Annotated in this window: 23 protein-coding genes and 3 pseudogenes; 9 read left to right on the top strand and 17 right to left on the bottom strand. The window is 58.1% G+C overall.

The window, feature by feature from the left end; all coding sequences use genetic code 11:
* From MKZ35_RS20240 to MKZ35_RS20225, 4 genes are all read left to right on the top strand, one after another.
* Positions 1-684, top strand: a complete 684-nt coding sequence (locus MKZ35_RS20240) for an ABC transporter ATP-binding protein (RefSeq protein WP_022821726.1) — start codon at positions 1-3, stop codon at positions 682-684.
* Between the two features lie 21 nt (positions 685-705).
* Complete coding sequence (locus tag MKZ35_RS20235) at positions 706-2,247, top strand: ABC transporter permease (RefSeq protein ID WP_482515039.1); 1,542 nt, start codon at positions 706-708, stop codon at positions 2,245-2,247.
* On the top strand, positions 2,244-3,065 hold the full coding sequence (locus MKZ35_RS20230) for an ABC transporter permease (protein ID WP_482515038.1): 822 nt from the start codon (positions 2,244-2,246) through the stop codon (positions 3,063-3,065). Before MKZ35_RS20235 ends, MKZ35_RS20230 begins: the two co-directional genes overlap by 4 nt.
* 136 nt (positions 3,066-3,201) lie before the next feature.
* A complete protein-coding gene (locus MKZ35_RS20225) occupies positions 3,202-3,504 on the top strand; it encodes a DUF4158 domain-containing protein (RefSeq protein ID WP_482515037.1) in 303 nt (100 codons plus the stop codon).
* Here MKZ35_RS20225 and MKZ35_RS20220 read toward each other — a convergent pair.
* A pseudogene (locus tag MKZ35_RS20220) lies at positions 3,417-4,340 on the bottom strand (IS5 family transposase). The gene MKZ35_RS20225 and the pseudogene MKZ35_RS20220 overlap by 88 nt on opposite strands.
* Before the next feature lie 150 nt (positions 4,341-4,490).
* On the opposite strand from MKZ35_RS20220, the gene MKZ35_RS20215 reads away from it, so the two are divergent.
* Positions 4,491-5,621 (top strand): DUF4158 domain-containing protein, encoded by a 1,131-nt coding sequence (locus tag MKZ35_RS20215; protein WP_482515036.1) that lies wholly within the window; start codon positions 4,491-4,493, stop codon positions 5,619-5,621.
* Between the two features lie 5 nt (positions 5,622-5,626).
* The gene (locus MKZ35_RS20210) at positions 5,627-6,532 is read left to right on the top strand and encodes a Tn3 family transposase (RefSeq protein WP_482515035.1); all 906 of its coding nucleotides are present in this window, start codon (positions 5,627-5,629) and stop codon (positions 6,530-6,532) included.
* Between the two features lie 148 nt (positions 6,533-6,680).
* On the opposite strand, the gene MKZ35_RS20205 is transcribed toward MKZ35_RS20210, so the two are convergent.
* The 16 genes and pseudogenes from MKZ35_RS20205 to MKZ35_RS20130 all read right to left on the bottom strand — a co-directional run bounded on the left by MKZ35_RS20205 (position 6,681) and on the right by MKZ35_RS20130 (position 18,863).
* The gene (locus MKZ35_RS20205; protein ID WP_482515034.1) at positions 6,681-6,923 is read right to left on the bottom strand and encodes a hypothetical protein; all 243 of its coding nucleotides are present in this window, start codon (positions 6,921-6,923) and stop codon (positions 6,681-6,683) included.
* Positions 6,916-7,857, bottom strand: coding sequence for an MFS transporter (locus MKZ35_RS20200; RefSeq protein ID WP_482515033.1), 942 nt, complete (start codon positions 7,855-7,857; stop codon positions 6,916-6,918). The genes MKZ35_RS20205 and MKZ35_RS20200 overlap by 8 nt, the downstream gene beginning before the upstream one ends.
* A gap of 30 nt (positions 7,858-7,887) precedes the next feature.
* Positions 7,888-8,121, bottom strand: coding sequence for a hypothetical protein (locus tag MKZ35_RS20195; RefSeq protein ID WP_482515032.1), 234 nt, complete (start codon positions 8,119-8,121; stop codon positions 7,888-7,890).
* Between the two features lie 39 nt (positions 8,122-8,160).
* Positions 8,161-8,436, bottom strand: coding sequence for a transposase (locus MKZ35_RS20190; protein ID WP_482515031.1), 276 nt, complete (start codon positions 8,434-8,436; stop codon positions 8,161-8,163).
* Between the two features lie 313 nt (positions 8,437-8,749).
* A complete protein-coding gene (locus MKZ35_RS20185) occupies positions 8,750-9,424 on the bottom strand; it encodes a GIY-YIG nuclease family protein (RefSeq protein ID WP_482515030.1) in 675 nt (224 codons plus the stop codon).
* Positions 9,425-9,477: 53 nt separating this feature from the next.
* Positions 9,478-9,614: pseudogene (locus MKZ35_RS20180) on the bottom strand (methylmalonyl-CoA mutase family protein); the annotation flags it as partial.
* A gap of 38 nt (positions 9,615-9,652) precedes the next feature.
* Complete coding sequence (locus MKZ35_RS20175; RefSeq protein ID WP_482515029.1) at positions 9,653-9,820, bottom strand: hypothetical protein; 168 nt, start codon at positions 9,818-9,820, stop codon at positions 9,653-9,655.
* Complete coding sequence (locus MKZ35_RS20170) at positions 9,807-10,271, bottom strand: PIN domain-containing protein (RefSeq protein ID WP_482515028.1); 465 nt, start codon at positions 10,269-10,271, stop codon at positions 9,807-9,809. Before MKZ35_RS20170 ends, MKZ35_RS20175 begins: the two co-directional genes overlap by 14 nt.
* A gap of 38 nt (positions 10,272-10,309) precedes the next feature.
* The gene (locus MKZ35_RS20165; protein ID WP_482515027.1) at positions 10,310-13,807 is read right to left on the bottom strand and encodes a methylmalonyl-CoA mutase family protein; all 3,498 of its coding nucleotides are present in this window, start codon (positions 13,805-13,807) and stop codon (positions 10,310-10,312) included.
* Between the two features lie 96 nt (positions 13,808-13,903).
* Positions 13,904-14,143 (bottom strand): hypothetical protein, encoded by a 240-nt coding sequence (locus MKZ35_RS20160; protein ID WP_482515026.1) that lies wholly within the window; start codon positions 14,141-14,143, stop codon positions 13,904-13,906.
* 88 nt (positions 14,144-14,231) lie between these two features.
* Positions 14,232-14,837 (bottom strand): Uma2 family endonuclease, encoded by a 606-nt coding sequence (locus tag MKZ35_RS20155; RefSeq protein ID WP_482515025.1) that lies wholly within the window; start codon positions 14,835-14,837, stop codon positions 14,232-14,234.
* A gap of 21 nt (positions 14,838-14,858) precedes the next feature.
* Entirely contained in the window at positions 14,859-15,461 is a 603-nt protein-coding gene (locus tag MKZ35_RS20150; protein WP_482515024.1) for a Uma2 family endonuclease, read from the bottom strand.
* Between the two features lie 41 nt (positions 15,462-15,502).
* Complete coding sequence (locus MKZ35_RS20145) at positions 15,503-15,856, bottom strand: hypothetical protein (protein WP_482515023.1); 354 nt, start codon at positions 15,854-15,856, stop codon at positions 15,503-15,505.
* 82 nt (positions 15,857-15,938) lie between these two features.
* Complete coding sequence (locus MKZ35_RS20140) at positions 15,939-16,817, bottom strand: carboxypeptidase-like regulatory domain-containing protein (RefSeq protein WP_482515022.1); 879 nt, start codon at positions 16,815-16,817, stop codon at positions 15,939-15,941.
* Between the two features lie 168 nt (positions 16,818-16,985).
* Complete coding sequence (gene fdhA / locus MKZ35_RS20135) at positions 16,986-18,179, bottom strand: formaldehyde dehydrogenase, glutathione-independent (RefSeq protein ID WP_482515021.1); 1,194 nt, start codon at positions 18,177-18,179, stop codon at positions 16,986-16,988.
* Positions 18,180-18,449: 270 nt separating this feature from the next.
* Complete coding sequence (locus MKZ35_RS20130) at positions 18,450-18,863, bottom strand: GlcG/HbpS family heme-binding protein (RefSeq protein ID WP_482515020.1); 414 nt, start codon at positions 18,861-18,863, stop codon at positions 18,450-18,452.
* 376 nt (positions 18,864-19,239) lie between these two features.
* On the opposite strand from MKZ35_RS20130, the gene lepA reads away from it, so the two are divergent.
* The 3 genes and pseudogenes from lepA to MKZ35_RS20115 all read left to right on the top strand — a co-directional run bounded on the left by lepA (position 19,240) and on the right by MKZ35_RS20115 (position 22,243).
* On the top strand, positions 19,240-21,027 hold the full coding sequence (gene lepA / locus MKZ35_RS20125) for a translation elongation factor 4 (RefSeq protein WP_482515019.1): 1,788 nt from the start codon (positions 19,240-19,242) through the stop codon (positions 21,025-21,027).
* A gap of 100 nt (positions 21,028-21,127) precedes the next feature.
* Positions 21,128-21,316, top strand: coding sequence for a hypothetical protein (locus MKZ35_RS20120; protein WP_482515018.1), 189 nt, complete (start codon positions 21,128-21,130; stop codon positions 21,314-21,316).
* 16 nt (positions 21,317-21,332) lie between these two features.
* A pseudogene (locus MKZ35_RS20115) lies at positions 21,333-22,243 on the top strand (bifunctional 5,10-methylenetetrahydrofolate dehydrogenase/5,10-methenyltetrahydrofolate cyclohydrolase).
* The last annotated feature ends 172 nt before the right edge of the window (positions 22,244-22,415 follow it).

Genomic DNA, 22,415 nt, shown 5'->3' with positions numbered 1-22,415 from the left:
GTGATTAAGACCGAAAACCTGGAAAAGGTGTACCGCACCGAGGAGGTGCAAACCAAGGCACTGAACCACGTCTCGCTGACGGTGGAGCAGGGGGAGTTTGTGGCCATCATGGGGCCCTCGGGCTGCGGCAAATCGACGCTGCTCAACCTGCTGGGCCTGCTCGATGAGCCCGACGGCGGCAGCCTGCAACTGCTGGGCACCGAGACCAGCCGCTACTCGGAGCGGCAGCGGGCCGAACTGCGCAAGCGCAGCCTGGGCTTCGTGTTTCAGAGCTTCAACCTGATTGACGAGCTGACGGTGTTTGAGAACGTGGAGCTGCCCCTGCGCTACCTCGGCGTGGGGGCCGCCGAGCGGCGGCAACGGGTGGAACAAGTGCTGGAGAAAATGCAGCTGCTGCACCGGCGCAACCACTTTCCGCTGCAACTCTCGGGCGGGCAGCAGCAGCGCGTGGCCGTGGCCCGCGCCGTGGTGAACGCCCCGCCGCTGCTGCTGGCCGACGAGCCCACCGGCAACCTCGACTCGGCCAGCGGCCACGACGTGCTGGGTCTGCTAACCGAATTGAATGAGGCGGGCACGACCGTGCTCATGGTCACGCACTCCGAGCACGACGCCCGGTACGCCCGGCGCGTCATCCGCCTGCTCGACGGGCAGGTGGTGCTGGAAAATAGCCGCAGCCAATTCTAATCGATTCCTCCTCCTTCGGCCATGCTTCCCTACCCTTTGCTGCTCATCTACCGCAACTTTAAGCGGTTCAAAAGCACGTTCTTCATCAACCTGATTGGCCTCTCGACCGGCCTGGCCTGCGCGCTGCTCATCTACCTGTGGATAAGCGATGAGCGCAGCTTTGACCGCTACCATGCCCTGGACGGCCGGCTCTACCAGGTGCTGGAAAATCGCCGCACGGCCGCCGGCATCGAGACCCAAACCGGCACCGTGCCGCTGCTGGCCGAGGCCCTGCGGCGGGAAATGCCAGAGATTGAATTCGTGGCCACCACCACGCCGGTCCCGTTTTTCCCCGCGTTCACGCTGGCGGCGGGCGGCCAGCACCTCACCGCCGTCCCCAAATACGCGGACCCGGCCTTCTTCCAGCTGTTTTCCTACCCCCTGCTGGTGGGTACCCCCGCCACGGTGCTGCGGGACAAACACGCCATCGTCCTCTCCGAAGCCCTGGCCACCAAGCTCTTTGGGTCGGTGCAGTACAGCCTGGGCAAAACCGTGAAATGGCAACTGGCCGCCGATAGCATGCAGACCAGCCTGGTGGCCGGGGTGTTTGCCGGGGTGCCCCGCAACTCGTCCGAGCAGTTTGACTTTGTGCTACCCTTTGCCTCGTTCAAGGACCGGATGCAGATGAGCGAGACCATCAAGTGGGACGACGACGGCCCCTTCAACACCTACTTGGCCCTAAAGGAGGGGGCCGACCCCGCGCAGTTTCAAGCCAAGCTGGCGGGGCTACTGAAAACCAAAAGCGCGCAGGCCCAGGCCCAGGGGCGCACGCTGTTCGTGCGGCCGTTCGCGGCGGCGTACCTGCACGGCACCTACGAAAACGGCGTCGCCACCGGGGGGCGCATTGCCTACGTGCGGCTGTTCGCCCTGATTGCCGGGCTCATTCTGGTGATTGCCAGCATCAATTTCATGAACCTGTTCACCGCCAAGGCCTCGCGGCGGGTAAAGGAAGTGGGCATTCGCAAGGCCCTGGGGGCGAGCCGCGCCGCGCTGGTGGGGCAGTACCTGACCGAGTCCGTGGTGATGGCCTTGCTGGCCCTGGTCGTGGCAGTGGGGCTGGTGCAGCTCGTGCTGCCGCAGTTCAGCGCGCTGACGGGCAAGCCGCTGGCCTTGCGGTGGGAGCCGCAGCTGGTGGGGGCCGGCCTGGCCCTGGCGCTGGGCACGGGGCTGCTGGCGGGCAGTTACCCCGCGTTCTACCTGTCGGGTTTCCAGCCGGCGGCTGTGCTGAAAGGCAAGCTGCCGACCAGGGCCGGCGACGTGTGGACGCGGCAGGGCCTGGTCGTGCTGCAGTTCACGCTCTCGGTGCTGTTCATCGTGGCCGTGGTGGTCGTCAACGCGCAGCTGGCGTTTGTGCAGCGCCTGCCGCTGGGCTACGACAAGGCGCACGTGCTTCGCTTTGATACGGGCGGCAAGGCGGCGCGTCAGCAGGCGGCCTTTCTGGCCGAGGTGAAGAAATTGCCCGGCGTCGTGCAGGCGTCCAGCGTCTTGGGCGGCTTCCTGGGGGGCGCTACATCGCGGAGATGAGCTGGCGGGGTAAGCGACTGCCAGTCGGGACGATGCTGGTCAACTACGGCCTGGCGGAAACGATGGGCCTGCACTTAGTAGCCGGCCGCAGCTTTGCGCCGCAATTCCGCGCCGACAGCGCCGCCATCCTCGTCAACCAGACCCTGGTGGCCGGCCTGGGGATGCCGGACCCCGTGGGCCAAAAACTCGATGGGTCCCGCATCGTGGGCGTGGTCCGCGACTTCCATTACGAGTCCCTGCACGAAAAAATCAAACCCCTGCTCCTGCGGCTCGACCCCCAGATTAACACGGTGCTAGTGAAGCTCCAGCCCAACGCGGAGCAGGCCGCGATTGCGCGGCTTCAGCAACTGTACGCCGCCTACAACCCCGGCTTTACGCTCGACTACACGTTTCTGGATGCCGACTACCAGGCCCAGTACGTAGCCGAGCGGCGGGTGGCGGTGCTCGCCCGCTACTTCGCCGGACTGGCCATTCTCATTTCCGCCCTGGGCCTGCTGGGACTGTCGGCCTTCACCGCCGAGCGCCGGCGCAAAGAAATCGGCATCCGCAAGGCCTTGGGCGCGAGCGAACTGGGCATCGTCTGGTTGTTGACCAGCAGCCTGACCAGGCTGGTTGTCGTGGCCATCGTGCTGGCGCTGCCCCTCAGCTACTTGCTTATGCAGCGGTGGCTGGAAGGCTTTGCCTACCGCGTGGCGTGGCAGTGGTGGTACTTCGCAGCAGCCGGAATGGGGGCCCTGCTCATCGCCTGGCTCACGGTAAGCGTGCAGGCCTGGCGGGCAGCCCGCCGCAACCCCGTGCTGAGCCTGCGGGCAGAGTGATAGGCAAATAGGTTGGCCGCTCTGAATTGCCAAAAGGTAGGCGACCAACCTCACTGCCGTTGTACGCAGGCGCAGGCATGCCCTAAGACCTGTCGTTCCGCACTGTTGGCTTTCCACGACAACCACAAGTCCTCCGATGCCGGTAGAGTTTCTGAGTGACGAGCAGGCCGCCCGCTACGGGCGCTACCACGCCGACCCCAGCCCGGAGCAACTGGCCCGTTTCTTCTACCTCAGCCCACAGGATATCCGGTTCCTGGCCAATTATCGCCGTTTCTACACCAAGCTCGGGTGCGCTGTGCAACTCTGTACGCTGCGATTTTTGGGCACGTTTCTGCCGGTTCCTAGAGCCTGTTATGCACTTGCCGCATGTCTGGCGAGCATGATACAGGCGAAGACGACAAAATGGAGTTGCTGCAAACTCGTGCTCAAGCGTTCGTAATCGCGAGCCAGCCGCCGGAAGCGACTGCACCAGGCAAAGCTGCGTTCGACCCCCCAGCGGCGGGGCAGCAGCACAAAGCCAGTTTGTCCTTCGGGCTTGGTTATTACCTGTAAGTCAATGTCGTGTACAGCGGCCTCATACTCCGGGTCTTCCCCTGTGTAGCCCTGGTCGCCAAAGCCGACCTCGACGGTTTGGCCCGTTATTTCCTGTACCCGCTGGCAGAGTTCGCCCACCTGGGCCCGCTCCTGTTCGTTAGCCGGGGTAATGACCACGCTCAACAAGTGCCCCAGCGTATCGACAGCAATATGCGCCTTGCTTCCCTTGCGCCTCTTCGCCCCGTCATAGCCCGCCCGGTGGCCACTTTCGGGGTGCTTTGCCGGGTGCGCCCGTCGAAGATGACCGCCGTGGGCGTTGCTGCCCGGCCCAGCAGCACCCGCTGTAACTCGTTCAAATCATGCACAATAGACTCGAACACGCGGGCATCGCGCCAGCGCGTCCACTGCTGGTACACCGCCGACCAGGGGGCAGGTCGTGGGGCAGGTAGCGCCACTGACAGCCGGTGTGGCCCAAATAACGCAAGCCATTAGTGTTAATGCGGAAAAAATGCTTATGGATGCAAAAGCAAGATGGAAGTAAAATCACGCTATCTCACAAGAGAGGCTAACGCCCGCTTCGCGCGTTATTTTAACACCTTTTTCCGCATTAAGTCTATTGAACAAAGCCCGCAACGGGTGTTCTCGCTGAGGTACGTCTTCCCGCATCAGGCACAGGTAAGGGGCCACAAAAGCCCATTCATCATCCGACACATCACTTGGGTAACTTCGCGTAGCAGCCATAGCCCCAAATTAGCCATAAGTGCAAAACAGGCTCTAGGCAGGTGCCGGCCGTCGTAGTGCAGACCATAGCCCAGCAGCTCCACCTGCCCACCGAAACCTGGAACGGTCAGTACCACCCGGCCGAACACCCTCCATGACCACCAGGTCCATTTGGTAGCATACCTGGGTTTCAGCGCCTACGAGGGCCGGTCGGCGTTTCGCCTGACCCGTTGGCTCTACGCCCAGGTGCTCACCAGCACCGTGCGGCCCAGCGTGCTCTTTGATTTGGCGACCGCCTACCTAGTGGCCCAGCGCGTCGTGCTGCCGGGGGTCACGGTGCTGGCCCGGCTGATTGCGCGGGTCCGGGAGCGTACCGGCCGTTACATCTACCGGCAACTCCGTACCCGCTTGAGCCCGGCGCAACAGGCGGCGTTGGAGGCGCTGCTAGTCGTTGAGCCCGGCCAGCGGCTCACCCGGCTGGAAACGCTACGGACCGCGCCCACCCGCGTTTCCGCCTCCGCCTTGGTGGCCGCGCTGGACCGGCTGGACAAAGTGCGCGCCCTCGGGGTCGGAGACCTTGCGCTCCATGACCTGCCCGAAGCTCGGTTGGCGCGCCTGACTCGCCACGCTCAGTTAGCCTGGGGCCAGACGTTGGCACGTATGGGAGAGGAACGCCGCCTGGCCACGCTGCTTGTCTTCGTGCAGGCCCTCGAACGCACGGCCACCGACGACATCCTAGACCTCTTCGACGGGCTACTGACTGCGCTGGCCCTGCGGGGCGAGACGAAGCGCCGTCGCGAGCGGCTCCGTTCGCTCAAAGACTTGGACCACGCCGCGCTGGTTCCGCAACAGGCCGTGCGCATCCTACTCGACGAGACGGTACCCGATGAGAGTATTCGGCAGCAGGTGTTTGGTCGCATCGGCGAAGCCCCGTTACGGGCGGCGGCTGACGCAGTGCAGGCCTTGGCCAGCATCGACGATGACCCGCAGCTTTCAAGCGCTGAGCGGCAGCTACGCGACGGTGCGTCGGTTCCTGCCAGCCTTGCTGAACGGCATTGCCTTCGAGGGTTCCCCCTCGGCCAAACCCCTGCTAGATGCCTGGCACTTTTTACAGGCCCAGCAAACCGGCGGGCGTGGCCGGCCGAAGTGGGTGGCGGCTCCCCGTACCCTCGTGCCCAAGAGCTGGACGCGGCAGGTATTTCCCGGCAAAGGCGAGGTGAACCCGGCGGCGTACACCCTCTGCGTGCTGGACCGGCTGCACCAGGCCTTGCGCCGCCGAGAAGTATTCGTAGCCACGAGTGAGCGATATGGTGACCCTCGGGCGGAGCTGCTGCGGGGTGACCTACTACAACTTTACCGGCGACCAGTTCACCGGCTTTCACGGCATCGTCATCCCCGGCACGCTGCGCGATTCCTTGTTCATCCTGGCCGGGCTGTTGGAACAGCAAACCAGCCTGGACCCGCGCGAAATCATGGCCGATACCCACAGCTACAGCGAGGTAGTCTTTGGCCTCTTCGCCCTGCTGGGCTACCGTTTCAGCCCCCGGCTGGCCTACCTGGCGGACCAACGCTTCTGGCGCATGAGCAAGGAAGACGACTACGGCCCGCTCACCGAGTTGAGCCGGCACGTCGTCAATTCCCGTCTCATTAGTGACCATTGGGACGACATGCTGCGGCTGGCCGGCTCGCTTAAGCTGGGCAAGGTTAAAGCCACGGCCGTGATGCGCACCTTGCAGCGGGCGGGCTCGCTCTCGGGCCTGGGCCGGGCGGTGGCCGAACTGGGCCGGGTGGAAAAGACGCGCTACCTGCTGGCCTACGTGCAGGACGAGGCCTACCGTCGGCGCATTCTGGTGCAACTTAACCGCGGCGGGGGCCGCCACGCGCCGGCCCGCGCCGTCTTTCACGGCAAAAAAGGCGAGTTGCGCCAGCGCTATCGCGAGGGCATGGAGGACCAGTTAGGAGCCTTGGGGTTGGTCGTCAACGCCTTGGTGCTGTGGAATACCCGCTATTTGCAACAAGCCTTGGAGCAGTGGCAGGAAACCGAAGGAGGCCTGAACCCGGACGACGTGGCCCGCCTCTCGCCCTTGCTGCATGAACACGTCAACATGCTGGGCCGCTACGATTTCACGCTGCCCGAAGCCATTGCGGCAGGTCGATTACGCCCGCTACGTACCCTAACAAATTGGGAAACGTCGCTCAGCGAATTGGCCTAGCGATAATTTCTGTTCCTACTCTAGTGCTACCCCTATAGCAACATCAGCGAGCGAGATGCTTCGCTTCGCTCTGCATGACGTCCAGGCGGCGTTTCACGTCTGACATACCAAAGATTCACTGCATCTGAAGCATCTTGGCCGTCTGCAACTAGGCTGCCGTCGCTACTTCCCGCCAACTGCCTAGCTGGGCCAGCAAACCCAGCGCCGGCCCCACGGCCAGAAGTAGGTAAAGGTCCTGTGCCTGCACGTAGCCACTAAGCCAGCTCGTGACCTGTATGCTGACCACGGTGAGGGCGAATCCTATACAGTTCACGATGGTCAGGGCGGTGCCGCGCGAGTCTTCGGGCGCGCTTTGGGCCACCAGGCTGGAGAACATAGGCGAATCAGCCACGACCACCAGTCCCCAACTGAACAGAAAGCTCAGAAAAAGCCCCCGACTGGCTGCGCAGCACCAAGGGCGAAACCAGGCAGCACACCCCCGACAAGGCCAGCGCCGTGGTAGCTACCCTGTGGGGGGCAATTTTACGGGAGAGCAGGCCGCTGCCCATGCAAGCCAGGCCGCCCGCCCCAATCAGCAGAAACGACAACAACGACACCGGCAAATTCGCATCGGGGTGCGCGCTGTTGTAGGTCGTCAGCATCAGGGGTAGAAAGGCCCAGAAGGTATACAGCTCCCACATATGGCCGAAATACCCGAAGGCCGCGGCGCGGAAGCGCGGCAACCGAAACCCACTCAAAAAGGCCGTGGCTTGCAGGCGTTGCCCTGTTTTTCGGTAGGGGCCGTCGGGTACCAGCAGGAGCATGGCCAGGCCGCCCAGCACCGCCAGGCCCGAGGTAGCCAGCGTCACGTACTGCCACGGCAGCTGCGCCGTGACGCTCTTCAGCAGATGCGGGAACGCCGTGCCCAGCACCAGCGCCCCCACCAGAAACCCCAGCCATTTGCCCAGGCCCGCCTGCACGTAATCCGCGGCTATTTTCATCCCCACCGGATAAATGCCCGCCAGGAAAAAGCCGGTCAGAAACCGGAAAGCGAGCAAGCCGCCCGCTTCCACTCCGGCCAGATTAATGCCCAGGTTGTACAGCGCGGCCGCCAGGGCGCTGAAACAAAACACCCGCGACGGAGAGAAGCGGTCAGCAATGGCGAGCAAGGCAAACACCAGCGTGCCGGAAATAAACCCGAGTTGGACCGCGCTGGTCAGATCGGCTACAAAGGTGGGCGGCTGTTGCAACATGGCCGCTAAGTCCGCCGCTATGGCATTGCCCGCAAACCAGAGGGAGGTGCAAAAGAACTGGGCCAGCACAATGACGGGTAAAATTCGGGGCATATAAGGGTAGGAGTAAGCTGGGGGGCTTTTTTAGTCAATCAACAGTACATCCAACAGACCGGGCCGATCGGCGTAGTTGCGCGCGCTGCTGTAGAGGAAATCCTCCGGCACGTCCACAAAACCAGCTACAACTGGGTTGCGGTGCAAGTAGCCCAGACGTTGCAGTTGCAGTTGATTGGAGTGCAGCTCGATGGGATGGTTTTCTTGCTGCCAGAACTGATAGTGCTCGTTGTGCGCGTTGCGTTGCCCAGCCCGCCCAAACATCCATAGCATCCACTCGCGGCGACTCTCCTGTTCGTTTTCCTAAATGGCTTTCAGGATAGCCTTGGAAGTATGACGCTTCAAATCACGAAGAATAGACGATAAATTATCGGCGGCGCTGCTGATGATTAGATGAGCGTGGTTGGTCATCAGGCACCAAGCGTAGAGTTCCAGCCCTTTGTGCTGCTGGCAATAACGCAGACTGTCCACAAAGATGTCGTTATAGAGCCGCCGCGTGAACACGTCAATCCAGTTGACGGTAGCAAAGGAGACAAAATAGAGCTGCTGCGAATCCTGAATCTTGTATTTCTCACTCATACCAGCAAGATGCAGGATTATCCAAACTACGCATAGCACTTGCTCTTCACTGGCGCGAGTTTAGCGCAGCGTAACTCGTGACCAGCCATGCCGGGAGGCTGCGTCTCCCCCGTCAGAACAACACCGCCGCCCGGATTTTTCCAGGCGGCGCGGTCACATTTTGCCGCTAATGCGGCAGTGGAGGTACAACCTCCGCCTCAAAGCTAGTCACGAGCTACAAGCTCGCGCCAGTTGGGGGCTAGTTTTAGTTAGAAATCACATAAATTTCCTGAGTTTGAAAGCAGATACATCTTCTTTGCTCAGATTAAACCATTCACCTTTTTAATCTTTTGCTTGCAAAACGCTGGTGCCAGTATCGCTCAATTCCTACCGAGTCGTCAGTTGAAATCCTATGCACTTCAGTAACTTCTTCGGGCATCTGAGTTGCAATTTCATACTGCCTTCGACCAACTGAATTTGTTCTGCCTATTTTGTAAAATTTGCCTGATTTCATAAGATAAACAAACTCTAAAGCAAGTGTGGAGATTGGTTCGTTCGCGTTGCTGGTAGAGATTTCAATTAAGCTCCCAGTGCTGTATTCAGAACACATTTGAAGAACATCAGGGTGTTTATTGGAGCGTAACAAATAGTCTTCTAGTTCTTTAATAAACTTAGCCTTGCTTCCAAAACGATTTTGAAATGTATTCCAATCGGGGATTTCAATGCCCTTGCGACTAATTAACCTCATGTCGCTTTTAGTCACAAGCCTTCCATTTTCGCTGGAGAATTTCGCATAAACATCGAATAGAAATTCTTTGTCATGAGCCTTAATAAGCACATTTGGAGCAAAGCCGGCTTCTTGCAAAGCATCTCCCCAACGCGCCCAAATTTTCCCAAGCCAAAGTGTGGATTTAATACCCGTTTCGCTCTCAAACTTTCGAGAGCCAAGAGGCTTACCACCATTGATCTGAGCGGTGCGTTTTATTTCACTAAGAATTACTTCTTTCATTAAGGTTGAAAAATCGCAAAAATTTGCACTGAAGAATAATTAGCGAAGGCGAGCTACATATTCCGCCGGTATTGCCCCCCACCTCAAACAGGGCATTCGTAATCTGCCCAAGCGAGCAGAGCTTCGCCGTTTCCATTAGCTCCTCGAACAGGTTGCCATTCTGCACGGCTACTTGCTGTAGCTGCTTCAGACGCTGCTCCGTGGTGCTTTCGCTGCGGGCGTGGAGGTTTAGCGGGGAAGTGTGTCGGGCTTCGCACTAGCTGATTTAAGGCGCTGCTTGATATACTGCTGCAACTCCTGGAAGCTCATGTTCTGGGTTTCTTCCGTGATTTTGCTGCGGATAGCGCGCATCATTTCCACAGCATCGAAGGATTTGGGAGATTTATTCGCTTTCATAGGTGATAAGGTCTTTGGGACTTCTGATTTCTAGCAGCTGGTAACCCAGGCGCAGATTTACTGAATTGTAGCCTTTAATACGTTGAAGGTTGACGATATGCTTAAAATTCCAGCTTGCCAGCACATCTACCCGTGAAAGGGTAGCAAGGGCAATATGGCGGCAGTCGGCCAGACTGGTTTTGCCAACGACGTTTTCAGTAATATACCGATTGGCTAAGTCAACAGATTCCTGAGTGAGCGACACCCGTTCAAAAAGAGTGGACGGGTATTGGTCAAGCAAGTTCCGAACTCTGGCTGGCGCGTTCAGTAATTCAAGGTCAAGAAGATCGGAAACAACGAAAATGAAGTTACCGCGCTGAAATTGCTGGAAGAACAGTTCGGTTGTTTCCTTAAACTCCTCGTCGAAATAACCGCCAACCACGGACGTATCAATGTAGATGCGCGGCTTCATAAAATCAGCGAAATCAATTTAATCTGCAAAATCTGTGCTTACATATTCCGCCGATATTGCCCCCCAACCTCAAACAGGGCATTCGTAATCTGCCCGAGTGAGCAGAACTTCACCGTTTCCATCAGCTCCTCGAACAGGTTGCCATTCTGCACGGCTACTTGCTGTAGCTGCTTCAGGCGCTGCTCCGTGGTGCTTTCGTTGCGGGCGTGGAGGTGGTTGAGCATGGTGATTTGGTACTGCTTTTCCTCTTCCGTGGCGCGGATAACCTCGGCGGGGAGCACCGTGGGTGAGCCTTTGGAGGAGAGGAAGGTGTTCACGCCGATGATGGGGTACTCGCCCGTGTGCTTGAGCATCTCGTAGTGCAGGCTTTCCTCCTGAATCTTGCCGCGCTGGTACATGGTTTCCATGGCGCCCAGCACGCCGCCGCGCTCCGTGATGCGGTCAAACTCCAATAGCACCGCTTCTTCCACCAAGTCGGTGAGTTCCTCGATGATGAAGGAGCCTTGCAGCGGGTTCTCGTTTTTGGCCAAGCCCAGCTCCCGGTTGATGATGAGCTGAATAGCCATGGCCCGGCGCACCGATTCCTCGGTGGGCGTGGTGATGGCCTCATCGTAGGCGTTGGTGTGCAGGGAGTTGCAGTTGTCGTAGATGGCGTAGAGGGCCTGCAACGTGGTGCGGATGTCGTTGAAGTCGATTTCCTGAGCGTGCAGGCTGCGGCCCGAGGTCTGGATGTGGTACTTCAACATCTGGCTCCGGGCGTTGGCGTTGTACTTCAGCTTCATCGCCTTGGCCCAGATGCGACGCGCCACCCGGCCAACCACCGCGTACTCGGGGTCGATGCCGTTGGAGAAGAAGAAGGAGAGGTTGGGCGCGAAGTCGTTCACGTCCATGCCGCGGCTCACGTAGTACTCCACGAAGGTGAAGCCGTTGCTGAGGGTAAGCGCCAGCTGGGTGATGGGGTTGGCGCCAGCCTCGGCAATGTGGTAGCCGGATATGGAAACCGAATAGAAATTCCGCACCTTCTCCTTAATAAAGTACTCCTGCACGTCGCCCATGAGGCGCAGGGCAAACTCGGTGCTGAAGATGCAGGTGTTCTGGGCCTGGTCTTCCTTGAGAATGTCAGCCTGCACGGTGCCGCGCACCTGGCTCAGGGTGCGCGCCTTGATAGACGAGTACACGTCGGGGGGCAAAACCTGGTCGCCGGTCACGCCGAGCAATAGCAAGCCGAGGCCGTCGTTGCCGGCGGGCAGCTCGCCCTGGTAGCTGGGGCGCACCACACCTTTGTCCTGATAAATCTGGTTGATGTTGTCCTCGACTTCCTGCTCCAGTCCGTGTTCCTTTATATAGAACTCGCACTGCTGGTCGATGGCCGCGTTCATGAAAAACGCGGCCAGGTGGGCAGCCGGACCATTGATGGTCATGGACACCGACGTGCTGGGGTTGGCCAGATTGAAGCCGGAGTACAGCTTCTTGGCGTCGTCGAGGCAGCAGATGCTCACGCCGGCGTTACCGATTTTGCCGTAGATGTCGGGCCGGTGGTCGGGGTCTTCGCCGTAGAGGGTCACCGAGTCGAAGGCCGTGCTCAGGCGCTTGGCGGGCAGGCCCATGCTCACGTAGTGGAAGCGGCGGTTGGTGCGCTCGGGGCCACCTTCGCCGGCAAACATGCGGGTGGGGTCTTCGCCCTCGCGCTTGAACGGAAACACGCCGGCCGTGTAAGGAAACTCGCCGGGCACGTTTTCCTGCAGCTGCCAGCGCAGCAAGTCGCCCCATGCCGTGAAGCGCGGCAGGCTCACTTTCGGAATCTGCTTACCCGACAAACTTTCGGTGTGGGTCTGGATGCGGATTTCCTTGTCGCGCACTTTAAAGACGAACTCGGGGGCTTTGTAGGTGGCTACTTTCTGCGGCCAGGTCTCCAGGAGTTTCCAGTTCTGACCATCGAGCCGGAGCTTGATTTCCTGGAATGTGCTCTCCAAGCCGGCCACGAGTGATCCTGGGTCGGTTCCGTGGCTGCTGCTCCCGCTGCCTGCACCAGATCCGCCGGACTGGAGGCTTCTGACGGCGTGGAGACTTTGGTCGAGGCCGTAAAGCTGTTGGGCCACTTCGGCTTGCTTCTGTACCCAAATATCATAGTTGCGGTTGGTTTCAGCGATTTCAGATAAGTAACGCGTGCGGTGGGGCGGAATGATGTAAATCTTCTCCGAATCCTCCGTGGTGGTTTCGAGCTGGGAGGCAAAAGTGGCCCCCGTTTTCTGCTCCAGCATATGCAGCACGGCCCGGTACAGGCGATTCATGCCGGGGTCATTGAATTGCGAGGCGATGGTGCCAAATACGGGCAGCGAATCCAGCTGCCGGTCCCAGAGGCCGTGGTTGCGCTGGTACTGCTTACGCACGTCGCGCAGGGCGTCGAGGGCCCCGCGCTTATCGAATTTATTGAGGGCAATGACATCGGCGAAGTCCAGCATGTCGATCTTCTCAAGCTGGGTGGCCGCGCCGTACTCCGGCGTCATCACATAGAGACTGGCGTCGGAGTGCTCAATGATTTCGGTGTCGGACTGGCCGATGCCGCTGGTTTCGAGGATGATGAGGTCGTAGTTGGCGGCCACTACCACGTCCACGGCGTCCTGCACGTACTTACTCAGGGCCAGGTTGCTCTGGCGCGTGGCCAGGCTGCGCATGTACACCCGTGGCGAGTTGATGGAATTCATCCGAATCCGGTCGCCGAGCAGGGCCCCGCCGGTTTTGCGCTTGCTGGGGTCTACGGAAATGATGGCAATGGTCTTGTCGGGGAAGTCCATCAGAAAGCGCCGCACCAGCTCATCTACCAGGCTGGATTTGCCCGCGCCGCCCGTGCCCGTAATGCCAAGAATAGGAGCGGTCCGCGTTGTTACTTCCGTGTCGCCGGTGGTTGCTTGCTGCGTGGCGCCATTACCGCTCTGGGGGGCTTTTTCCTGCTGCTGAAACTCCGCAACTAGCTGGCCCTTCACGCGCTCAAACTCTTCGGGGAAGTTTTCGGCGGCTGAAATCAGGCGACCGATGCTGCGGGCATCTTTCTCTTTTACGTGGCTTACCTCGCCGTTCAGGTTCTGGCCGGTAGGGAAGTCGCAGCGCTGCAACAGGTCATTGATCATGCCTTGCAAACCCATCGCGCGGCCGTCATCCGGCGAGTACAGTCGCTCGATGCCGTAGGCTTGCAGCTCCGCAATTTCGCTGGGCAGAATCACGCCGCCGCCGCCGCCGAAGATGCGCACATGGCCCGCGCCGCGCTCCGTCAGCAGGTCGTACATGTATTTGAAGTACTCGTTGTGGCCGCCCTGGTAGGAGGTAATGGCAATGGCCTGGGCATCTTCCTGAATAGCGCAGTCCACGATTTCCTGCACGGAGCGGTTGTGGCCCAAGTGAATAACTTCGGCGCCGCTACTCTGAATAATGCGGCGCATGACGTTGATAGCCGCGTCGTGACCATCGAACAGGGCCGCCGCCGTCACAATGCGGATATGATTCTGTGGTTTATAGGGAGCTACGGGAGCAACTTGCATAGCGGGTGGAATGGGGTGGGGTAAGAGGGGCTAAGGTACGAAAAAAGCCCCAGCGCGGCAGCGGGGGCTTTTTCTGAATGTGTAGTCTTGAACTAATTACTCTTCATTAGAATACGTGTGAAATTTCTTTCCTCCATTAATATAAAAGTCATTGAGTATAACCTCTAATGCGGCAAACGGAATGTCAATGATTTCAAAAGTTGCGAAATCAATCTTCTCTAGACTGTCATTCCTGAATATCTCAACAATTAAATTCCATTTTCCATCAATTTGCTCCCACAGTTCCCAGCCCATACCATCACGTATCTCCCAACCTAGACTATCGTTTTTGGCCACTCGGGTTCCAACACAACTAGCTACCAGGAACTCAAATCTTCGATTCTCTACAGTAAAAAGCATAAAGTATATTTGTAGTGAGTTTCAGTTACCGCAGCTCCGCCAGCCGCAGCTGAAACCCAGGCAGCACTGCTTCACCTGACAACTCGTTGTCAAAGCCCTGTACCAACTCTGGTTCCGGCTGGCCGGGGCGGTAGATAGTGGCTGTTTCGGTTTCCGGTACGATGAGCCACGCCAGTTGCGCACCGTTGCGGAGCCAATCCAGCATTTTGGCTTGCAGATCAATGACGCTATCAGTTTCGGAAGCTAGTTCCAGGACGAATTCCGGGCACAGCGGGGCAAATTTCTTTTGCTGCTCCAGCGTCAGAGTTTCCCAGCGGGCATTAGCCAGCCAGGCGGCATCGGGGGCTCGCATGGAACCATCGGGGAGGCGAAAGCCACCGTTGGAGTCGAAGACGCGCCCCAGCCGCCCCTCTCGATTCCACAGACTCAATTGAAAGTTAATCTCAGCATTTCGCTGACTGGAAAGGCTGCCGGTGGGCGACATAATCAGGATTTCGTGGTTAGCTGTGCGCTCGACGCGCAAATCGGAGTGCTGCTGGCAGAAGTCGAAAAACTCGTCGTCTGTCATCTGCGCCAAGCTTGGTCCGCTTAGTACCAGCGGTGCTTCGTTGGGAAGGAGGGTGATATGCATGGTGAAATGTAGTAGATGAAGTTATTGCAGCTCCGCCAGCCGCAGCCGAAACCCCGGCAGCACTGCTTCGCCGAACAGCTCTTTCTCAAAGCCCTGGACTACTTCCGGTTCTGGCTGGTTGGGCCGGTAGATATAGGCGGTTTCCGTTTCCGGGATGATGAGCCACGCTAGCTGCGCGCCGTTGCGGAGCCAGTCCTGCATTTTGGCTTGCAGCGTTCTGGTGGAATCAATAGTGGACTTCAACTCGACTACAAACTCAGGGCAGACGGGCGCAAACTTGTCCTGCTGCACCGTGGTCAGCGCATTCCACTTGGCCGCTGAAACCCAGGAGGCATCTGGCGACAGCACGGAGCCATCAGGAAGGGTGAAGCCGGTGTTAGAGTCGAAATATTCTCCGAGTTGAGGATGCTGTTCACACCATTTGCCCAGCAGAAAAGTAAGGCGGGCATTGCGTTTGCCGGAACGGCTGCCAGTAGGCGACATAATAACAATTTCATGGTTGGCTGTGCGCTCAATGCGCAACTGAGGGTGCTGCTGACAGAAGTCGAAAAACTCGTCATCTGTCATGCGCTCTAAATAAGAGCCGCCCAGGAGTATGCCGCCGGATTCTAATAAATACTGCATAGTCTAAAAGTACGCAAAATATGCGCTGAGAAAGTCCCCGCTTACTTGGCTGCCTTTTCCTCCAGTATCTGTAGCAGCTTAGCAGCGGCCTCTTCGATGTCGGTGTCGCCTTGCTGGGCGGCGCGCTCTTTGGCGGCAATGAGGCCGTCGCGGTGCACCGTTTTAAAGTCGCCGTAGGGAAAGTGGTAGCGGCCTTTGGTGTCTTCGGCCTTGCTCATATCGAGGCCCAGGTGCCACTGCCCATATTCCTTCATCTCATGCTTGCTGAGGTAGTTGTTCTGCGCAGACGTATCAGGGTTGTGCTCGCCCCAATGGACCTGGTCATTTTTGAATTTACCTTCCTCAATGAGATGTTTGGCAAAGGTAACGGCGGTCGGATTTAGGGTCAGGCTCATAGCTAGGGAGAGAGTTAGGTGAATAAGACGCGGCCGAAAAAGCCCCCCAGCACCTACGCACGCCACCCTGCGAGGTTAGCGCTCAGCTTCGCGGACTCAGGGCCGTAACATACAAGCTTAGGTTGATGGGCATGGAGGTCCAGCGGTCCTCCGACTTATCCCGGAACATGGTGCGGTGCAAGGGGGACACGGGACCCGGAATGGTGAGTAGGTACCAATCGTGCTCACTGGCAGGCCTTCCCTGTAGCCACTCCAGGGTTACAATTACCCGCTCGTTGTTGCCGACCTGCACGTCATAGGGTTTCAGATCGATGTGTTGCCAGCCGGTGGCGCCGTCGGCTAGGCCGAACTGTACGTCGCGGGTAAGCAGGGAGGTAGTAGGCAGGCCATCGGCATCCAGCGTGCGCACATTGAGCCGAAAGCGCAGGTCGCGGAAGTGGTTTTGCCGAATATAAAAATGAGCGTCCTCCAGTTGGCTATGGGCTTTCACGCGCAGCACCGTACCCACTTCGCGCCCAAGCTTATGCACCGGGTCTTTATCCTGATGAAGATGAAAGTTGTACGCCGTCAGGCTGGCGCTGCCCTCATTGCCGATGCGGTGACGCTTCCAGTCGGTGGCACGCACCTTCACCTCACCCAACGTGTGGGCCCGGGGCTCTAGTTTTATTTCCGTCAAGCTGCCCAGCTGAGCCACGGTCAATTGCTGGGGCTGATACCCAACACAGGATATGACAACCGTATCGGAAGCCGCTGCGGGGGCAAAGGGTGCCAGGGAAAACGAGCCGCTGCCATCGGCCACCGTCCCGATAGGCTTGCCTAACACGCCCACCGAAGCGTAGGGCACGGGCGCGCCCATAGCCGTAGTAACGCGATGAGGTACCGAACCTTGCGCGTGGGCTGATAAGGAAAGTAAAGTGAGTAGGAACCCAGCGACGAATGCAGAGCGGGAGCGGAGTGTCATAGAATTGGTTTGTTAGCTGTAGTTAAAGTCGATACACATATCAGATAAGGCATTAGGTAGCAACAGTTGCACGCGTATAAAATGAGGACGAGAAAAAGCCCCCCAGAAATGGTCTGGGGGGCTTTTTTGTCCTGAAAAGGTGTTGCCAAATCAAGTGACGACTGAACCCTACACTGGAATCATGTCGTGAGGGTTGATGACAAACTTCTTGGCCACGCCACTATCAAACTCGGCGTAGCCTTCCGGGGCTTGGTCGAGCGTGATAATCTCTACGTTCACCGCTTTGGCTATCTGTACTTTATCGTAGAGAATAGCCTGCATGAGCTGACGGTTGTAGCTCATGACGGGCGTCTGGCCGGTGTGGAAGGAGTGGCTTTTGGCCCAACCCAGGCCGAAGCGGATAGATAGGTTGCCCTTCTGGGCGGCCTTGTCTTCGGCACCAGGGTCTTCGGTCACGTAGAGGCCCGGAATGCCGATGGAGCCACCGGCGCGGGTGATTTCCATCAGTGAGTTGAGCACGGCGGCCGGCACTTCCTTTTTGGAGTCGGTGCCGTGGCCGCTGGCCTCGAAGCCCACGCAGTCCACGGCGCAGTCAATTTCGGGTACGCCCAGAATCTGGGTGATTTGCTCGGTGAGGGTCGCGTCGAGGGAAAGGTCCACGGTTTCACAGCCGAAGGAGCGGGCATGGGCCAGGCGCGCTTTGTTCATGTCGCCCACGATGACTACGGCCGCGCCCAGCAGCTGGGCCGAAGCCGCCGCGGCTAAGCCCACCGGCCCGGCACCGGCAATGTATACCGTGGCGCCCGGACCAACCCCAGCCTTCACGGCGCCGTGGAAACCCGTCGGGAAAATGTCGCTTAGCATGGTCAGGTCGCGGATTTTCTCCATAGCCTGATCCTTATTAGGGAATTTGAGCAGGTTGAAATCGGCGTAGGGCACCATCACGTACTCGGCCTGCCCACCGATCCAGCCGCCCATGTCCACGTAGCCATAGGCACCACCGGCGCGTCCTTCGTTCACCGTCAGGCAGATGCCGGTTTTCATCTCCTTACAAGTACGGCACCGCCCGCAGGCCACGTTGAACGGCACCGACACCAGATCACCCTTCTTCAGAAACTCCACATCGGCCCCGGTTTCAATGACTTCGCCCGTAATTTCGTGCCCCAGCACCAGGCCGGCCGGTGCCGTGGTCCGTCCGCGCACCATGTGCTGGTCGGAGCCGCAGATATTGGTGGATACTACTTTCAGAATCACTCCGTGAGTGATGTTGCGTCCCTTGGGGTTCTTCAGCTCGGGAAAGTCAATGCTCTGCACTTCGACTTTGCCCGGCCCCAGGTACACGACGCCGCGATTATCTGCCATAGTAAGTAAAGTTTAGTTTTGGAGGTAATACCAAGTTGGAGCTTGGTGAAAGGTTGGGGTGTAACACGAAGCGGCGCTTCGTCTGATGGGTGCGGTCTTTGTTAGTAACGCGCCGTGGCGCGAAGCTTCTGCTTCGCGTATCGTTGCTTGTTGCTGAGGATATACAAATCGTTGAAAAAAGCCCCCCCGCGAGTCGTGCAGCGATACGCGAAGCAGAAGCTTCGCGCTACAAGCCCGGTAAACAACGATTCACCAAGCTAGCACCAGGTGCTACTCCTTCACCGCCTGCACGGCGTCGGCACCGGCCTGGGCTACGGTATGGTCATTCTCTACACTATCGCCCGACACGCCAATGGCACCAATAACAGCTCCTTGGTTATTCTTAATCGGGATGCCGCCGGGGAAGGTGATAAGGCCGCCGTTGGAGTGCTCAATGTTGTAGAGCGAGCCGCCGGGCTGGGAAAGCTTGCCGATTTCGCCGGTGTTCATATCGAAGAAGCGGGCGGTTTTGGCCTTCTTAATCGAGATGTCCAAGGAGCCGAGCCAGGCGTCGTCCATGCGTAGGAAGGTCACGAGGTTAGCGCCGCTGTCCACGATGGCAATGTTCATTTTCACGTTGTGCTGCACGGCTGCCTCGTGGGCAGCGGTGAGGGCTTGCTGGGCTTGCTTGAGGGTAATGCTCATGGGAGGGGTGTTGTGGTTAGAGTGGTTTGACTACCTCAACAACAGTATTTCCGGGCATTTGTCAACCCCGCTGAACCAGAATGAGATGATGCGGGTATGAAATGAGAGGATAGTAGGGTAGAATTTTGGTTACGTGCCAGTAGAATTAGCAGTAGCTGAAGCAGGAGGGTGTTGATATGTAGAAAGGCGGTCATGCAGAGCGGCGCGAAGCATCTCGCGTGCTGATGCCTGATTACTAATCTAGCTAAACACGCGAGATGCTTCGCGCCGCTCTGCATGACCGCCTTGGTAAATAAAGGCCTGATTGTCACTCATGGCGCTCAGATAGCTTTTCCGCCCCTTGTTGCCTACCTTTGTAGTTGTAAAACCCTCGCCAGTGAAGCATATCCGCAATTTCTGCATCATCGCCCACATCGACCACGGTAAAAGCACCCTGGCTGACCGCCTGCTGGAATTTACCAGCACCGTCTCGAAGCGCGACATGCAGGCGCAGCTACTCGACAACATGGACCTGGAGCGGGAGCGGGGTATCACTATCAAGAGCCACGCCATCCAGATGCAGTACCCCTACAAAGGGGAAGTGTACACGCTCAACCTGATTGATACTCCCGGCCACGTCGATTTTAGCTACGAGGTAAGCCGTTCCATCGCCGCCTGCGAAGGTGCCTTGCTTATTGTCGACTCTTCACAAGGTATTGAGGCCCAAACGATTTCCAACCTGTACCTGGCTATCGGGGCTGACCTGGAAATCATTCCAGTTCTCAATAAAATTGACTTGCCGCACGCCATGCCCGAGGAGGTAAGCGACGAAATTGTGGACCTCATCGGCTGCGACCGGGCAGATATTATCCCGGCTTCCGGCAAATCCGGTATCGGCATTGAAGCCATTCTGAACGCTATCTGCGACCGGATTTCGCCCCCCAAAGGTGACCCCGACGCGCCGCTGCAAGCTCTGATCTTTGATTCGGTTTTCAATTCCTACCGGGGTATCGAGGTGCTGTTTCGCATCAAGAACGGCACCATGCGTAAGGGTGACAAACTGCGCTTCATGGCCACCGGCAAGGAATATGGCGCCGACGAAATCGGGATTCTGGGCCTTAATCAGGAGCCGCGCCTCGAAATGGGAGCCGGCAACGTTGGCTACCTGATTTCGGGCATCAAGGAAGCCCGCGAAGTAAAAGTAGGTGACACCATTACCCACGTTGCCAGGCCCACCAAGGAAGCCATCCAAGGCTTCGCCGACGTAAAGCCGATGGTATTCGCGGGCATCTACCCCGTGGACACCACGGAGTATGAAGAGTTGCGCTCGTGCATGGAAAAGCTCCAGCTCAACGATGCCTCGCTGGTGTGGGAGCCCGAAACGTCGGTAGCCCTGGGCTTTGGCTTCCGCTGCGGCTTCCTCGGGATGCTGCATATGGAAATCGTGCAGGAGCGCCTGGAGCGCGAGTTTAACATGACCGTGATTACCACCGTGCCCTCGGTGCAGTTTCACGCCATCGGCACCAAAGACCAGCTGCTGACCATCAACGCGCCCTCCGAAATGCCGGAGCCCAACCTGATTAAGCTCATTGAGGAGCCCTATATCAAGGCGCAGATCATCACGGCCGCCGACTACGTGGGACCGATTATCACGCTTTGCATGGAGAAGCGTGGTATTATCAAGGGCCAGTCGTATCTGACTTCAGAGCGGGTGGAAATGACCTTTGAGCTGCCGCTGTCGGAAATCGTGTTCGACTTTTTCGACAAGCTCAAAACCATCTCGCGCGGCTACGCCTCCCTCGACTACGAGCTGATTGGCTTCCGTGAGGCGGATATGGTGAAGCTGGACATTATGCTGAACGGTGAGCGGGTAGATGCGCTCTCAGCCATCGTGCACCGCTCCAAGAGCTACGACTGGGGCCGCCGCCTCTGCGAAAAGCTCCGCGAGCTGCTGCCCCGCCAGATGTTCGATATCGCCATTCAGGCTAGTATCGGCCAAAAGATTATTGCCCGCGAATCGGTGAAAGCCCTGCGCAAAAACGTAATTGCCAAGTGCTACGGCGGCGACATCTCCCGCAAGCGCAAACTGCTGGAAAAGCAGAAAGAGGGTAAGAAGCGGATGCGCTCCGTAGGCTCGGTAGAGATTCCGCAGGAAGCTTTCTTAGCAGTTTTGAAAATAGATTAAAGATTGAGACGCGCCTCTTGAGGCGCGTTTTTTTGCTTGCCTAACGCATTTTTCACCCCATACACTTCCTGACAAGCTGTTGTATGATTACTTCAAACCAATGGCTAACAAAATCACGGAGAACTGTACGACCGAAGTACAGCTAGACAAGATTATCAAAGGACAAGAGCGCAAGTTCCGGTGGCGCGACGATTGGCCCACGATGGAGAAAGAACTGCAGGAGTCCGGCGCCGCTGCTATTGCTGCGCATAACGAGGCTCGTAAGACCACGACCGCTCCTTCTGAATAATATCGCTGCTACCCGCATGACCACTGCTCCCGAAGCCACGAGCTACCAACTCATCGACGGCAAGAAAACCGCCGAAGATATCAAAGTAGAAATTGCCGCTGAGGTTGAAAAGATAAAGGCCGCGGGGGCAAAATCCCCCACCTGGCCGCCATCCTCGTGGGCCACGACGGCGGCTCCGAAACCTACGTGCGCAACAAGGTGCTGGCCTGCGAGCGGGTAGGCTTCGAGTCGACGCTGCTGCGCTACGAGAATGATATTACCGAAGCTGAGTTGCTGGCGAAGGTGGAGGAGCTGAACCACGACGACCGCATCGACGGCTTCATCGTGCAGCTGCCGCTACCCGCTCACATCTCCGCCGATAAGGTTATCGAAACCATCAAGCCCGAAAAGGACGTGGACGGCTTTCATCCTATGAACATCGGGCGCATGGTAGCTGGCCTGCCTTCTCTGTTGCCCGCTACACCGTCGGGTATTGTGGAGCTTCTTAGTCGCTACGGCATCGAAACCAGTGGGCAGCATTGCGTCGTTATTGGGCGTAGTAACATCGTGGGCACACCCGTTAGTATTCTGCTTGCTAAGAACTTAGATACGGGTAACTGCACTGTTACTTTATGTCACTCCCGTACGCGTAACCTGGCCGAAATCACCCGCACTGCTGACATCGTGGTAGCCGCTATTGGCCGGCCAGAATTCGTGACGGGCGACATGGTGCGGCCGGGTGCCATTGTAATTGACGTAGGCACAACCCGAGTAGCCGACGCGACCAAGAAGTCAGGCTTTGCCCTGAAAGGCGACGTAGACTTTGCCAGCGTAGCTCCCAAGTCATCTTTCATCACGCCTGTACCGGGCGGCGTAGGGCCAATGACTATTGCTATGCTCTTACTCAACACGTTGCGGGCCGCCAAAGGAGATATATACGCCCGGTAGAATCCTATTGGGCGTAAATAAAACTTTTAAAGTTCGGGTGGTTGCATTACATTTAAAAATGTGGCACCGGAACAGAAATGCTGCGCAATAGCGTTGGCAATTCCGGGTCGAGCCGCGCTCAGCGCATTTTTATTTTACCATATTCTACTGTTTTGCTGCACACGATTCCAGT

The organism is Hymenobacter sp. R533113 (assembly GCF_056835965.1).
The sequence above is the reverse complement of the archived record's forward strand: the minus strand, read 5'-3'. Positions and strand labels throughout refer to the sequence as shown.

Excerpts from the sequence above, each read along its gene's own strand:
- MKZ35_RS20225 (WP_482515037.1), top strand. The coding sequence starts at position 3,202 with ATGCCGGTAGAGTTTCTGAGTGACGAGCAGGCCGCCCGCTACGGGCGC.
- MKZ35_RS20175 (WP_482515029.1), bottom strand. The coding sequence starts at position 9,820 with ATGAAAGCGAATAAATCTCCCAAATCCTTCGATGCTGTGGAAATGATG.
- MKZ35_RS20120 (WP_482515018.1), top strand. The coding sequence starts at position 21,128 with ATGGCTAACAAAATCACGGAGAACTGTACGACCGAAGTACAGCTAGAC.
- MKZ35_RS20195 (WP_482515032.1), bottom strand. The coding sequence starts at position 8,121 with ATGTTTGGGCGGGCTGGGCAACGCAACGCGCACAACGAGCACTATCAG.
- MKZ35_RS20155 (WP_482515025.1), bottom strand. The coding sequence starts at position 14,837 with ATGCATATCACCCTCCTTCCCAACGAAGCACCGCTGGTACTAAGCGGA.
- MKZ35_RS20235 (WP_482515039.1), top strand. The coding sequence starts at position 706 with ATGCTTCCCTACCCTTTGCTGCTCATCTACCGCAACTTTAAGCGGTTC.
- MKZ35_RS20170 (WP_482515028.1), bottom strand. The coding sequence starts at position 10,271 with ATGAAGCCGCGCATCTACATTGATACGTCCGTGGTTGGCGGTTATTTC.
- MKZ35_RS20230 (WP_482515038.1), top strand. The coding sequence starts at position 2,244 with ATGAGCTGGCGGGGTAAGCGACTGCCAGTCGGGACGATGCTGGTCAAC.
- fdhA (WP_482515021.1), bottom strand. The coding sequence starts at position 18,179 with ATGGCAGATAATCGCGGCGTCGTGTACCTGGGGCCGGGCAAAGTCGAA.
- MKZ35_RS20165 (WP_482515027.1), bottom strand. The coding sequence starts at position 13,807 with ATGCAAGTTGCTCCCGTAGCTCCCTATAAACCACAGAATCATATCCGC.
- MKZ35_RS20210 (WP_482515035.1), top strand. The coding sequence starts at position 5,627 with ATGGTGACCCTCGGGCGGAGCTGCTGCGGGGTGACCTACTACAACTTT.
- MKZ35_RS20190 (WP_482515031.1), bottom strand. The coding sequence starts at position 8,436 with ATGAGTGAGAAATACAAGATTCAGGATTCGCAGCAGCTCTATTTTGTC.
- MKZ35_RS20130 (WP_482515020.1), bottom strand. The coding sequence starts at position 18,863 with ATGAGCATTACCCTCAAGCAAGCCCAGCAAGCCCTCACCGCTGCCCAC.
- MKZ35_RS20140 (WP_482515022.1), bottom strand. The coding sequence starts at position 16,817 with ATGACACTCCGCTCCCGCTCTGCATTCGTCGCTGGGTTCCTACTCACT.
- MKZ35_RS20145 (WP_482515023.1), bottom strand. The coding sequence starts at position 15,856 with ATGAGCCTGACCCTAAATCCGACCGCCGTTACCTTTGCCAAACATCTC.
- MKZ35_RS20200 (WP_482515033.1), bottom strand. The coding sequence starts at position 7,857 with ATGCCCCGAATTTTACCCGTCATTGTGCTGGCCCAGTTCTTTTGCACC.
- MKZ35_RS20185 (WP_482515030.1), bottom strand. The coding sequence starts at position 9,424 with ATGAAAGAAGTAATTCTTAGTGAAATAAAACGCACCGCTCAGATCAAT.
- MKZ35_RS20150 (WP_482515024.1), bottom strand. The coding sequence starts at position 15,461 with ATGCAGTATTTATTAGAATCCGGCGGCATACTCCTGGGCGGCTCTTAT.